Source organism: Desulfurella sp. (genome assembly GCF_023256235.1).
GTDB lineage: Bacteria > Campylobacterota_A > Desulfurellia > Desulfurellales > Desulfurellaceae > Desulfurella.
Window position 1 is genome coordinate 11898 of the sequence record NZ_JAGDWY010000089.1, and the last position, 14528, is coordinate 26425.

A 14528-nucleotide genomic window follows, 5' to 3' on the forward strand; every position below is an offset into this window, starting at 1 on the left:
ATTCAAGGAGATTGTAACGAAATAAAAAGGGGTTGCCCCCTTTTTATTTTAATAGCCGTTGTCACTTAAATATTTAAGTATTAATTTTTTTGTAGATTTAGGCAGAGGTATATAGCCCAGGCTTTCAGCTGCTTTGTCGCCATCTTCAAAAGCCCATTTAAAAAACTCTACAGCCTGTTTTTGTTCTGCTTTTTTTGTATTTGGGACAAGCACAAATGTACCAGAAACTATTGGCCATGTTTTTGCTCCTCCCTGGTTTATCAATACTTCACAAAAACCATTTTTTTCCTGCCAATTAGCTTTTGCTGCAGCCTCTTTAAATGCTGCTACACTTGGCTCTACCCATTTACCTTCTTTATTTTGCAATACTACGCTTGTTAGGCGGTTTTGTAACCAGAATGCATATTCAACATATCCAATTGAACCAGAAATTTGTTTTACATAGTTTGCTACACCCATGTTACCTTTGCCACCCACGCCTACTGGCCAGTTTACAGATAAACCGTAATGAATTTTTTCATCCCACTCTTTGCTAACCTGGCTTAGCCAATAAGTAAAATTCCAGTTCGTTCCAGAACCATCTGCCCTGTGTACAATGGTTATTGGCAAATTTGGCAATTTTAAGTGGGGGTTATCCTTTTTAATTAGAGGATCATCCCAATTTTTAACCTCACCCATAAAAATTTTGGCTATGGTATTATTTGAAAGTCTAAGCTGGTTATCCTTGATACCTGGTATGTTTACAACAACCAAAATTCCGCCTACAAGTGATGGGAATTGTAATAGATTCTTTTCTTTTAATTCATCTGCTTTTAGACACATATCGCTTCCACCAAAAGCAACAACTCCCTGCGTTACCTGTTTAATGCCAGCACCTGATCCTACCCCTTGATAGTTCACTTTGTTTCCAGTAGCTTTTTCAAAATTAAAAGCCCACTTAGTATAAACTGGGTAGGGAAATGTCGCGCCTGCTCCATTAATTGACCAGCCTGCTTGCGATACCTTTACATCAAATAAAATACAACTAACCAAAAATACTGCAAGCATTAGCAGTTTTAACCACCTTTGTGGTATTAGCATAAACACCTCCTACAAAATAATGACTTTTTTGTCATCTTTTTTTTATTATGCAATTTTTTTGTTAAATAATCTTCAAGATAATGTTAAATATTTGTAATGTGTTATTTTGATTCGATTAGTAGTGTGTTTTTGCCCATTAGATATTTTTTACCACGCCAATAAACTTTTGTATTAAAAAATGGCACAAACCATATAAAACCTATTATTATGTCTTTTATTGGAGAAAAAAAATAATATATAGATTTTATATCAGAGCCAACTAAGTATCCTGTATAATAATCAAGCATGGCTTTAAAGATAGCTGAACCAACAAATAAATATAAAAAATCTTTTGAAAAACCAGAAATAATAAATCCAACTAAAGCTAAAAAGACAGGGTTTGATAATAGCTCACTCAAGTAATAAAATCTGCCAATTTTATATCTCATCTTTGCCCAGCGCGTGTGTCTGTTTAAAAATTTTTTTGTATCCCAAAACTCATTTACATTATCAACAAAGTAATTTGATATTGCTACTTTTTTGTTATTATCAGTTGCAAGTTTTCCAATCATAAAATCTTCTGCTAAATAATCTTTTAAATGCCAGAATCCTCCAGATTCTTCTAAATCTTTTTTTCTAAAAAGAATGGATTTACCAATTACGCATGGTATATTTGTTTTTGTATTCAAAAAAGCCATACCACAAACTACAAATGTGTTTAATTGAAGATTTTCAAGCAATGATCCAAAAGTAAGTGCTCCTTTTCCTCTAACTAAATTTGTAACAACACTAACTTCATTATTTTTTAAGTATTTTGCCGTTTGTTGAATATAATTTTTGTCTACAATCACATTACTGTCACTTATGATTACAAAATCATACTTTGAGTTCATATAAGCTTTAAACATATTGTTTATTTTTGGGTTTAATCCTACGCTTGTATCATCTATTACAATTGAAATATCACAATCTTTGTACTTATCTTTGATTTTTTTTGCAATTTTATATGCAGGATCAGTGCACGATGATAAACAAAAAATTAACTCATATTTTGGGTAATCCAGTCTACAAAAACTTTCAAGATTGCTAAACAAATTATCATCAATACCCTTTAGTGGCTTAATAATAGAAACACCCTCAGTAAATGAAAACGATAGCTTTTGCTTAATTAAAGAGGTAAGTGCAAGAATTTCTATAAAATATGCAATAAAACCAATGATAACCAAAACCAAAACTACATAAAACATTTGCACCTCCTTACTTTCTAAAAAATTTTATAGCAACTTTTGTATTATCTTTGATGCATTTTTTCACACACTCAATTTCTTTTTTGCAATAAAGCAGCGTGCGCCATGAGTGTATATGTGAAGGTTTATGAAAATCACTATTTGCAACAAAAGGGTACGATTCAAGGCTTACCACATTAAACAAGTCTTTGTTGCAACCAATTTCCCATGCATCAATATACTTTGAAAAATATTTTCTATTATTCCAAAGATAAAGCGTTTCTTTGTCTAAACCCAAAACATGATAGGGATGAGCCGCTATTATTAAAGCATTTTGTCTTTTTGCTTCTAAAAATAGTTTTTTGTAGTTTAACTCTGGTGGTATATATTTTTTAATATCAATAAGCAAAATATGCGCTGATTTAGCGGCGCTTATGTGATTTTTTGTTATTTCAATACCAGGTATAACAAGCATATCGTATTTATCCAGAGCCCTTTTTGATTCATACGCTATGTTTTCTAAATATTCTTCAAAGTTTTCTTCGCTTAAGCTTGCATTGATTGTATGTGCAGCCATACCCATAAGATTTGTTTTATCTACCAGGTGATCTGTAATTGCAATGATATCATGGCCTGTCTGGCCATAAATGTCTATAACTTTGCGTAAACTAAGCGATCCGTCTGAGTATTTTGTATGAATATGAAAATCGCACAAAAGACTTTCTTCTTTACATTTATCCATCAAATATTCTCCAGTTTTTTACAATATATGCATAAAAGGATGCAGATAGGGTTGGTTTTCTTTCAAGTGTTTTTTCATCAACCCTAAAAAGTCCAAATTTTGCATTTAAACCTACAAACCACTCATAATTATCAATTAAAGACCAGTAAAAATAACCTTTTATGTTGATCCCATCAGCAATTGCTTCTTTTATTTTTTCAAGATGTGCTCTTATGAACTGAATTTTTTGAAAATCATTATTTGTTGCAATACCATTTTCTGTTATTATAAGCGGTACTTTCAGTTTTGAAGCATATTTTAAAACCTTTAATATACCTTTTGGATAAATTTCCCAGCCCATATCAGTTATTCCTATACCTTCTTTGTTCTGGTATATAATATCAACAAACTTATTTTTAAAATTAAATGGATTAAATTTTAGAAAAATTCGTGTGTAATAGTTTATTCCAAAAAAGTCTAACTTATCTTTTATGGGTAAATCTATTTCAAAAGATTTTGAAAAAGGTAAATTAATAGATAAATGTCCACTTAAAAAAGCGTTAATTATTGAGAAATTATAAAAATGTTTTGCGATTTTAGTAAGTAACATATCAAATCTATTTTTTCTATATGGTTTAAAAACTGCCATGTTGTGAGCTATGCCTACATAAGGTTTATTAATATATGAATGTATAATATCGTAAACTTTTGCATGAGATAAAAGTATATTTTTTAAAGCTTTTTGAGCCAATTGTTTATTTTTTATGTTTGGTGGCATACAACCGTCCAAATAACCACCAAGCAGCAGAATATATGGTTCATTAAATGTAATCCAGTACTTTACATTTTTTATGGTTTTTACCAACTTCTCAACATAAAAACAAAATTTATCCGCGCTATTATCATTATGCCATGGATAGTTTTTGATAAACCATACAGGATGCGTAAAATGGTGTATTGTAACAAAAGGTTCTATATCGTTTGATAACAATTCATCGATAATTTTCTGATAGTGGGCAATACTTGCTTCGTTAAATATATCCTGACTTGGTTGAACTCTGCTCCATTCAATTGAAAACCTGTATGCATTTACGCCAAGCTTCTTTATTAAATATAAATCCTGCTCATACATAGAATAATGATTTACGGATTCTGGTTTTTCTTCAAAAAAGCTATCAAAAAGATGCCAATCTGCATATGGGCTACCTTCTAATTGAAATGCGCTTGTGGCAACACCCCAAAAAAATGTTTTAGGATTTTCTAAAATATATATACTACCCTCCTTTGTCACTTTTTGAAATATCATAGTAATTGTTAAATAATCTTCTTATTTTGGTAAAAAATGTGTAAAACAAATCTTTTGTTAATCTTAAGATATTATATTTCTCTTCACTATAAAATAAGCAAATAGCCTGTTATTTTTTGCAGGATTTAAAAAACTAGTTGCTTTAATCTTGATTACTTTTGAAGAAAAGTCGATAAAGCCTATTCTTTAAAATACATATCAAACATCTTGCCAACTTTATTTTGAAGATTTTTGATTTTAATTTCTAAGTTATCTTGTTTTAATAAGAACTTTAAAACTACGAGTTTATCTTTTATATCGTTTGGTATGAGTCTTGTTAAATTAAGTATTCTCGTAAAATATACATAGACGGCTTTTAGAAATCTAACTTCTTTTATATAGGAAATTTTATCGATCATTTCTTCAATGCTTATTCCAAACTCAAAACAATTGTTTTTAATGCATAAATATTGCAAAATAAATTCTATATCGACTATACCACCTCTTTCATTTTTTATATCAAAACCTTTATGTTTTTCTATTAATTCTTTCATTTCTCTTATACTTTTTTTATCAATAAAGCGAGCAAATTCATTAATTGAATCTGTTAAATCACAATCGGTATCACTATAAATTATTCTGGCTTTTTGAATGGCAAGCTTTTCCCAATCTTTAGCATATTTTACCAGATAACTTCTAAAATAATCAATCTCGCTAACAATCAAGCCTTTTTCTCCAAACGGTCTTAATCTTAAATCAACGCTATAAATTTTATTAAGTTCCCTTACGAGATTTGAAACCTCATAAATTTTTTTATCATCAACGTTTTTTGCAAGAAAAACCAAATCTAAATCACTATTTATAAACAATTCTTCAATACCAAGTTTGCCATATGCTAAAACAATTAAATCTTTAATTTGCAAATTTTTTATTGTTTTTTTTATATACTGTTGAGCAAAGACTGATAGAATTTTTGTATCTTTTTTATCAATATTGTTATTTAAAAGTTTTAGTGCTAGATTAAATTCTAGTCTTTCTTTTTCTTCTTGGGTTAGCTCTATTATTTCTAAAGGCTGGTCTATATAAAAAAATTCATCTATTAAAAATGGGTATTGTTTTAATTTTTGATGTAATCCAATAGAAAACGCTAAAAGTGAAGTGTTAAAAATATAATCATTACCAAAAAAAGTATCGTAATAGGTTGGCAATATACTGTTAAAGCCTGAAATTACATTTAAAAAAAGTTTACTGTTTAAGTTTTCTGGTATATTTTTTAAATGAAGGTAAGCTTTATCTATCGCATTAGTCAAAAATGTTGGACTTGTTTTAGCAAACTTTGATTTCCTTGCAATATCACTTAGTTGAATAGCTATCTGTTTATGATCGCTAAACTCTTCTTCAAAGAAATCTTCCAAAATTTCTATCGGCGAAAAAATAGGTATATTGTGCGCATAAAAAATTGATTTATAAATTTCATGTACCGAATCTGTTATTTTATAATATATTTTTAAAAATTCATCGGCTTTTAAATTAAATTTTTTCGCAAAAATTTCTAATTCTTCTATGTTTGAAGGTAAATCTGCTGTTTGTTTCTCATCTTTTAACTGTATTTTATGTTCAACTAATCTTAAAAACAAATAACAGGCTTTTAGTTTTTTGGCTTGTTTAAGGTATTTTTTGTTATATAAAGTATCCAAAACATCAAGCGTTGAGCTGGTTTGTAAGCTAGTATCCTTGCCAGCATATATAAGTTGAAAATATTGAGCTATAAACTCAACTTCTCTAATACCACCAAGTCCCAATTTAACATTTATTTTCAAAGGATTTATAAGATTGTTTTTATAATTGGATAATTTTTCATGTTTGATTTTGTAGCGCATTGAACGCACTTCTTCAATATAGTTTATATCTATATTTTTAGTATATATAAAAGGTTTTATAACTGAAAAAAATCTACTTGCGGTATATTTATCTCCAGCTGAAAATCTAGCTTTAGTCAGGGCAAACTTTTCCCAGACCTGACCAAAACTAAAATAATAATTTTCATATTCATCAACACTCAATGATAAGCTAGAATTGTTTCCAAAAGGGCGAAGTCTCGTATCTACTCTAAAAACAAAACTTCCAAACTGCACATCAGAAATGATAGATATTATATCTTGAGCAATTTTGTTATATTCTTGAGCGTAATCAAAATTATCATGAACAAACATTATGTCTATATCGCTAGAAAAATTTAGCTCTCTTGCACCTAGTTTTCCCATGCTTATTATACAAAACTTTTTTTCTTTAAGCTTTTTTTCGCTAAAAGCTATATCTATTGCTATTTCTAAACAGGCATCAGCTAGCTCAGATAGCTCTAAATATACTTCTTGAGATTTGCATACTTTTGCAATTTCTTTTGAAGCAATACGCAAGTACTCTTTTTTTCTATATTCTCTTAATATGTATTTTTTTTCATCTAAGGTTTTTTTTGATTTTATAAGTTTGGAGATTTCTTCTCGAAAAATTTGTTTTGTTTTATTAGATGCCAAATCTTCCAATAACCAGTAAAAATACTCACTATGATTTATTAACAATAAAGATAAAGTATTGCTTTGGGCAAATATATTAAAAAGTAAATTTCTATAAAACCTAGAAACTTTTAATATCTCAAATAAAGTAGATTTAGCAGTCGTATTTTCCAGAAACCTCTGGAAAAAATCAAATGCCTGATCTGGGTCTGCACAGATCCTTAAAGAATCTTCTATTTCTTCTATACAATTATAAAAACCCTCCACAACACCTAGTTTTGAATTTATATACAGGAGCGTTTTGTATGCTTTGCGTTTGTTTTTAAAAAGAGTTAAAAAATTTTCAAGATTACTCACTCAATTTTATAAGAGCGTTTAAACATTTCTTCAGATGCAACTTCTTGTTTTTTGGCTTCTGGTAGCAATGGACCCTTGAACAAAAACAAAACTGGTGGTGCAATAAAAATAGACGAGTAAGTACCGGTAATAAATCCTACAAGCAAAGCAAAAGACATGCCTCTAAGCACGCTTCCGCCAAATAAAAATAAAATTAATGTTACCACAATAACAGTACTTGATGTTATAATGGTTCGGCTTAATGTTTCGCTAATACCAGTATTTATAGCATCAATTTTGCTCAGCTTAGGATTATTTCTTAATTTTTCTCTTATCCTATCAAATATAATAACAGTATCGTTTACAGAATAACCCACAATGGTAAGTAAAGCAGCAATTACATCCAGCGTTAACTCGTAATTAAATAAAGATAAAAAACCCAGTGTTATAAGTACATCATGAACTAAAGATACAACAGAAGCAACAGCGAAATTGAACTTAAACCTGATTGCAATATAAATCAATATACCCAATAAAGAAAGTACAACAGCTATAATTGCTTTTTTTGCAAAATCACTACCAATTTTTGGACCAATTACATTTACTTTTAGTATCTGGTACGAACCAGGACCATACTTTTCAAAAGCCTTTGCAATTTCTGCATTTAAGATATCGTTATTTACTTTACTAATAGGTATTTCTATCAGATATTGACCGTTTACGTTACCATAATTTTCTATTGTCATATGTTTAAAGTAGTTAGATTTTTCTAATAAAGATCTTACTTCGCCTGTCCCTAAGTTATTTTTTACTTGCAATATCAGAGCTGTTCCACCTTTAAACTCAATACCTACTTTAAATCCATTTTTTACAATTAATGAAGCTAAACCTAAAAAAATTAAAAATAAAGAAAAGAAAATCCCCCACTTAAATTTCGATACAAAATCTACTTTTAAGTCTGGTTTAAAAATATGCAACATTGCTGACTCCTAAATACTCAACTTCTTCAATGATTTATTGGAAAATAATGCGTCATAAATAACTTTGGTAAATGTTATTGCCGTAAACATGTTCGCAATAAGACCTATTGCTAAAGTTATAGCAAAGCCTTTTATAGTTTCAGTTCCAAACTGGTAAAGTATAAATGCAGTAATAAGAGTAGTTATATGTGTATCAATAATGGTAATTAAAGACCTATCATAACCAAGTTCCACTGCATCTTTGGGTGTACGACCATGAAACAATTCTTCCCTTATGCGCTCAAATATAAGTACGTTTGTGTCAACACTCATACCTACAGTAAGCGCCATACCAGCAATACCAGGCAAAGTAAGTGTGGCGCCAAGCATTGCAAGAGTCCCAAGAATTATAAGTAAGTTGAACATTAAAGCAAAATCTGCAAGCAAACCAAACAGTCTATAGTAAACTACCATAAATAAAAATACCGCGATACTGCCAATAATTATTGCAAGTGTTGCACTTTTTATTGAGTCTTTTCCAAGTGTAGGACCTATTACGGTTTTTTCCAGTACCTTTACGGGTGCTGGCAAAGAACCGCTTCTTAAAACAATAGCTAGATCATGCGCCTGTCTAACCGTAAAATCACCACTTATTTCGCCACTACCGTTTAAAATTGGCTCTCTAATAACTGGTGCTGAATAAACAGTGTTATCCAAAACAATAGCCAATCTTTTACCAACGTGCGTTGAAGTAAATTGTGCAAATGCTTGAGTACCCTGGGAGTTTAGCTCAAAAGACACAACAGGTTGATTTGTCTGACTACTGAAAGTTACATTAGCTTTTTTTATCATACTTCCTGTAACAACAGGCGCTTTTTTTACAACAATAGGCACTTTTGTTATTTCACCGGTTGTAGGATTTTTAATGATTTGATACAAAACCTCATCATCAGGTGGTAATTGACCATTTAGAGCATTTTCTACATTAACAGAATCATCTACCAAATGAAGTTCCAAAACAGCCGTTTGACCAATAAGTTTAATTGCACGCTCTGGATCTGAAATACCTGGCAATTCAACAACAATATCTCTTGAACTACTTGTTACTACTGTGGGCTCTGCTACACCAAATTGGTCTATACGGTTTCTAATAACGCCAACTGCTTGATTTACAGCTTCTTTTTGCATATTTAAGGCAATTTTGGGCTTAAGCGTCATAATTATAGAGCTACCAATTGTTTTTGTTTCAAAATTACCAAAGTTGCTTTGTATTAAATCCAATGCCCTATTAATATCATTTGGATCCATCAAAGTAACATCTATAGAAGTTTTTTTTGCATTCACTTCTACGGTATTATAAGCTATTTTAGCATTATCAAACTGTTTTTTGAGATTCTCTGAGGCTTGCTGTAAAATACCAGCAATTGCTTTATCCGTTTCAACTTCTAGTGTTAAGTGCGTACCACCTTTTAAATCAAGGCCTAAGTTTATAACTTTTTTAGGCATGAAACTGGGCAAGTTCTCCAGTGTTTGTTGTGGTAAAAATGCATCCACAGCATATGCGCCAAATATTACAAAAACAACAATAACTAAGAAAAGCTTAAACCAGTCTGATTGTTTCATATTTTAAACCACTCAAGATTCATGCTTTTGAAATGATATTATCTTTTAAAATTTTAATATTTACATTTTCAGCTATTTCAATAGTAAAATCTTTTTCACCTATATTTTTAATTTTACCATAAATACCACTTGAAGTTATAACCATATCGCCTTTTTGCAAACTTTCTATAAACTCTTTGTGTTTTTTTCTTTGCTTTTGCTGGGGTAAAATTAGAAACAGATAAAAAACAACAATAATTATAGCAAATGGTATAACAGTGGATAAAATCGGGTTTGGTGGCTGTGCTGGCTGCGCTGCTGCATATGCTAGAGAAATAAAATGCATGATATCCTCCTTAGCGTTTGTTCAAAAAATACATAATCACGGTAAGTATTATACTTAAAAGTATACTTGTTGCAAGCGGAAAATAAAATGTAAAGTTACCTTTCCTAATAATGATATCTCCTGGTAGTCTTCCAAAAGGCAATTTTGAAGACAAACTAAATAACAGACCAAACAAAATAAGCAAAACTCCAGCAAAAATCAAAAATTTGGAAATAGGTTGCATTTAGCCCTCCAATAAAACAACTACATAAGATGCAATAGCTAAACTTTCTCCAATTTCACCAATTTTCTCATTTGTTTTAGCCTTTATATTGACAAAATGCTCGCTAATATTAAGCAAGTTCGCTATATTTATTTTTATAGTTTGCTTATAATCTATAAGTTTAGGTTTTTCAAGCAATACTGTTGCATCAACATTAATTACCCTAAAGCCATTTTTGTTTATTAGCTCAAGTGTTTTTGTTACAAAAAAACTACTTTTAATATTTTTATACTTTTCATCTATATCCGGGAAATGCTCCCCGATATCTCCAAGACCAGCTGCGCCAAGCATAGCATCAACCAAAGCATGCAACAAGCAATCACCATCTGAATGAGAATATGCACCTATATTGCTATCTATTTCAATACCACCGATAATTAACTTACAATCTTTTTTAAGTCTGTGCAAATCATAACCTATACCTACTCTAATCATAAAACAATATTATATCATATTAAAAACTAACAGTAAAACTCTTTGGTAAATTTTCATCTTTTTTTATTTTAATTATAGCCCTTGTGAAAGATAAACCCTCATCCGATACAATCAAGTTTGGCAAATCAAGTTGTTTAATTTCCGGTATATTCAAAAAAGACTCACTGAGTCTTTCAAATAAGTCTCTTAATTCATTTTTAATATGCAATTTTAATTTTTTTTTATTGTCTATTGTGTCTATTATTTCGTCAATATCCCAAAGTGTTAAAGGCAAAATTCTAACAATTGGAGATTTGTATGCAATATTACTTTCTAACAGGTAATAAGAAACTCCTATAATTGCACCAAAAAGTTTATCATATGCAATTCCAATGCTTATATTGTATATACCTTCTTTGATGGTGGATGTTTTTATACCAAGCAATTCAAACAATGTTTTGACTTCTATTTGCGTCAACTGGTACTGTTTTAAACCATACAACAAACTTCTAATATAATTGCGTGCTTGTTTTAAATTAAAGTTTTGCAAATCCTGAGCGTAAAATTCAGGCTTTTTTTTGTAATTTGCATACCATATGAGCTTTCCCAAAGCTCTAAGCGACCGCTCGACAAATGGAAATACGGCTATCTTTTTTTTTAACCCAGCTTTTTCCAGTATGCGATTTTTATAATGAAGGTAAGATAATACATTTACTATAACAGTTTTTTCGTGATCAATTGAATTTACAATATATAAAATTTCATTTAAAAAATTATCTAAAAATTCGTACGTAATATCTTTATGCGGTGCAAAAATTACTACAATATAGTATGATTTCGAATTTTTCAAAACCTCAATTAAAGCTTTTTTATAAAAATCAATATCCGCACTATCCATATAAACAATTTTGTCAAGCACCAAATTGTTTGCTTCAAATGTATCGGTTGCCATAAGGTTTGCACCAATAGAGTTTGATATCAACGATACATAGTTGGATTCTGATAAAAAGTCACATGCGTATACAAGTAACACATCATCTAAAAGTTCTTCCAGTGTTTCTGCCCTTATAATACCAGTTTGCTTAAATAATCCATCCACTGTAAAATCTGTATTCGAAAAAATAAGACTCTCGTGCCTTGAAGCACTTAAACTGATTAATGTTCTTCCAGCTTTAACGGCAAAAATAGGCTTTTGTTTGGAAATTTTTCTTGAAAGCATTGAAAATGTAATAGGATCGCCAAATGAATCAAGATATAAAACTATAATATCAATATTATTATCATCCTGCCAGACATAAAGCAAATCATTTGCAGACACATCAGCTTTATCACCAACACTAACAAAACAGCCTACACCCAGGCCAATATAATCAAAATATCCCACCAGGCTTATACCAAGCAAATTAGAGTGTGTAACAATTGCAATATTGCCTTGTTTTGGTAAAACAATAGGACTTATGTTTATTTTATTATCTTTGGTGTTATAAAATAAACCCGTAGAATTTGGGCCAATTAATCTGATGCCCTGTTTTTTTATTAGATTAACAACTCTAGATTTAATCGGTTCGTGTAGTTTTGCTGTAATAATAAGTACTTTTAGAGTTTCCAGCTCAATAATATGGATTATTTTTTCACAATCAACAACATCAATAATAGCCAAATCAGGTTTAATAGCCTTTATATTTTCAATTACATTATTGTCTTTTGCAACTATAATAGCATCTTTGCGAAATTGTTTGATATTTTTCCATAGAACATTATCCTCACCAATATAAACAATATCTTTTGGGTTAAATGCTCTAATCAAAGAAGCCTGTGTGGCCAGCTTTTCTCTTAGTAAATGTTCAGACATTACTTTGCTAAACTTAGCAAGCGGTAATCTCAAATGAATACTTGTTAAATCAACTTTTTCATGCATTATTTCAAATCCGCTATTTTTAAAAACACTAATCATGTTATAATTGTCTGATAAAACAAATGCTTCAAGCTCTTTTATTCCCTTAAGCCATGCGTGTTTTGCAAGCTCTTCAAGCAGTAGAGTACCTATGCCTTTTCCCTGAAATTCGTCTTTAACCATAAAACTAACTTCTGCAGATTGTAAATCTTCTGTGGCATTATAATTAGCAATACCTACAATATTGCCTTTTACTATACACACAAGTGAAACATTATAGGCATCATTTTTTATCAATGAATTTAATAACTTATCGTCCAGCTGGCTTGTGGCACCAAAAAATCTATAGTAGCGACTTTCTGGTGAAGTTTGCAAAAATAATTCTCTTACTTTTTCTTTTTCACTTGGTTTGACTTTTCTTATACTGCATAGCGTTCCATCTCTTAAAATCAATTTTTTCATACAACTTTATTTTTATATAAATTCTAAGATATATTAATACATACTTATTCTTATTTGTCAATTAATTAGTGCTAAAAGGTTTAGCTTGATAAATTGCATAGATAAAACTATAATGCTTATTATAAGGAGGTGTTTAATGGATTATAAAATAACACAAATTTCTGTGTTTATAGAAAACAAAAAAGGTAGATTTTACAATGTAACAAAAATTCTAAAAGAAAATAATATAAACATAAGGGCTCTAAATCTTGCGGATACAAACGATTTTGGTATATTGAGATTTTGTGTTAATAAACCGCAAATAGCATATGAAGCTTTAAAAAAAGAGCATTTTATTGTCAAAAAAAATGAAATACTGGCAGCTTTAATGGAAGATAGACCTGGTGGCTTGATGGAATTACTTGAAATTATAAATGAAGCCGACCTGAATATAGAATATGTTTATACCTTTGTAAATGCAAAAGCAGGTCATGCTGTTATATTATTGAAATTTGAAAATATTGATGAAGCATATGAAAAATTAAAAAACAAAATACATTTTTTAGACCAGAAATACTTTATTGAAAACTAAAAGGAGTTAGTATGTTCGAACCTGAATTTGAATCGTTAAACAGAGAACAAATTGAACAACTTCAACTGGAAAGATTAAAACAAATAGTCCAATATGCTTATGATAATGTAAAAGTGTATAAAGAAAAATTAGATAGTATCAAAATAAAGCCACAAGACATAAAAAGTTTAGAAGATATTGTAAAATTACCCTTTACAACAAAAGAAGATTTTAAACAAAATTATCCTTATGGCATGTTTGCTAAAGATGTAAAATCACTTGCAAGGATTCATGCTTCAAGTGGTACAACAGGAAAATCAACAATTGTTGGGTATACAAAAAAAGATCTTGAAACCTGGAGCAACCTCGTGGCAAGGCTTGCTGCATGTGCAGGTGTAAGTAGTAATGATATTGTTCATATAGCTTTTGGTTATGGCTTATTCACAGGAGGCTTTGGTCTTCATTATGGACTTGAAAAGCTCGGCGCAACTGTTATACCCGTCTCAAGTGGCAATACAAGAAGGCAGATCCAGCTTATAACAGATTTAAAACCAACTGTGCTAGTATGCACGCCAAGTTATGCATTACATATTTCAGAAATACTAAAGAAAGAAGGTATAGACCCAAATAGTATAAGTTTAAGAATCGGTTTATTTGGCGCAGAACCATGGAGTGAACAAATGAGAAAAAAACTACAGGAAGCTTTGCCAATTAAAGCATACGATAACTATGGTTTAAGCGAAGTTATGGGTCCTGGAGTTAGTGCTGAATGCACCTATCAAAACGGTATGCATATTTTTGAAGATCACTTCCTGGCAGAAATTATAGATCCGGACACTCTTAATCCTGTAAAAGAAGGAGAATATGGAGAACTTGTTATTACTACGCTTACAAAAGAG

The 14528-nt window shown here is 30.3% G+C and carries 13 protein-coding genes; 2 read left to right on the forward strand and 11 right to left on the reverse strand.

What is annotated here, in order from left to right; all coding sequences use genetic code 11:
• Positions 1-48: 48 nt before the first annotated feature.
• The 11 genes from pstS to Q0C22_RS09525 form a co-directional block, all read right to left on the reverse strand.
• Positions 49-1080, reverse strand: a complete 1032-nt coding sequence (gene pstS / locus Q0C22_RS09475) for a phosphate ABC transporter substrate-binding protein PstS (RefSeq protein WP_291494136.1) — start codon at positions 1078-1080, stop codon at positions 49-51.
• Positions 1081-1181: 101 nt separating this feature from the next.
• The gene (locus tag Q0C22_RS09480) at positions 1182-2306 is read right to left on the reverse strand and encodes a ceramide glucosyltransferase (protein WP_291494138.1); all 1125 of its coding nucleotides are present in this window, start codon (positions 2304-2306) and stop codon (positions 1182-1184) included.
• Positions 2307-2316: 10 nt separating this feature from the next.
• On the reverse strand, positions 2317-3027 hold the full coding sequence (locus tag Q0C22_RS09485) for a PHP domain-containing protein (protein WP_291494140.1): 711 nt from the start codon (positions 3025-3027) through the stop codon (positions 2317-2319).
• Positions 3020-4312: a glycoside hydrolase family 1 protein gene (locus Q0C22_RS09490; protein ID WP_291494143.1), complete on the reverse strand. Its 1293-nt coding sequence runs from the start codon at positions 4310-4312 to the stop codon at positions 3020-3022. Before Q0C22_RS09490 ends, Q0C22_RS09485 begins: the two co-directional genes overlap by 8 nt.
• Positions 4313-4491: 179 nt before the next feature.
• Complete coding sequence (locus Q0C22_RS09495) at positions 4492-7161, reverse strand: hypothetical protein (RefSeq protein WP_291494145.1); 2670 nt, start codon at positions 7159-7161, stop codon at positions 4492-4494.
• Positions 7158-8120, reverse strand: coding sequence for a protein translocase subunit SecF (gene secF / locus Q0C22_RS09500; protein ID WP_291494151.1), 963 nt, complete (start codon positions 8118-8120; stop codon positions 7158-7160). The genes Q0C22_RS09495 and secF overlap by 4 nt, the downstream gene beginning before the upstream one ends.
• A gap of 9 nt (positions 8121-8129) precedes the next feature.
• Positions 8130-9722 carry a protein translocase subunit SecD gene (secD, locus tag Q0C22_RS09505; RefSeq protein WP_291494153.1) on the reverse strand — a complete coding sequence of 531 codons (1593 nt, stop codon included), beginning with the start codon at positions 9720-9722 and terminating at the stop codon, positions 8130-8132.
• A gap of 19 nt (positions 9723-9741) precedes the next feature.
• On the reverse strand, positions 9742-10047 hold the full coding sequence (yajC, locus tag Q0C22_RS09510) for a preprotein translocase subunit YajC (RefSeq protein ID WP_291494155.1): 306 nt from the start codon (positions 10045-10047) through the stop codon (positions 9742-9744).
• A 10-nt stretch (positions 10048-10057) separates the two neighbouring features.
• Positions 10058-10270, reverse strand: a complete 213-nt coding sequence (locus tag Q0C22_RS09515; protein ID WP_291494157.1) for a DUF2905 domain-containing protein — start codon at positions 10268-10270, stop codon at positions 10058-10060.
• Complete coding sequence (gene ispF / locus Q0C22_RS09520) at positions 10271-10744, reverse strand: 2-C-methyl-D-erythritol 2,4-cyclodiphosphate synthase (RefSeq protein WP_291494159.1); 474 nt, start codon at positions 10742-10744, stop codon at positions 10271-10273.
• A gap of 19 nt (positions 10745-10763) precedes the next feature.
• Complete coding sequence (locus Q0C22_RS09525) at positions 10764-13079, reverse strand: GNAT family N-acetyltransferase (RefSeq protein WP_291494161.1); 2316 nt, start codon at positions 13077-13079, stop codon at positions 10764-10766.
• Positions 13080-13215: 136 nt separating this feature from the next.
• On the opposite strand from Q0C22_RS09525, the gene Q0C22_RS09530 reads away from it, so the two are divergent.
• On the forward strand, positions 13216-13650 hold the full coding sequence (locus Q0C22_RS09530) for an amino acid-binding protein (RefSeq protein ID WP_291494163.1): 435 nt from the start codon (positions 13216-13218) through the stop codon (positions 13648-13650).
• 11 nt (positions 13651-13661) lie between these two features.
• Positions 13662-14528: phenylacetate--CoA ligase family protein (locus Q0C22_RS09535; protein ID WP_291494165.1), on the forward strand; the 867-nt coding region annotated here is incomplete at its 3' end.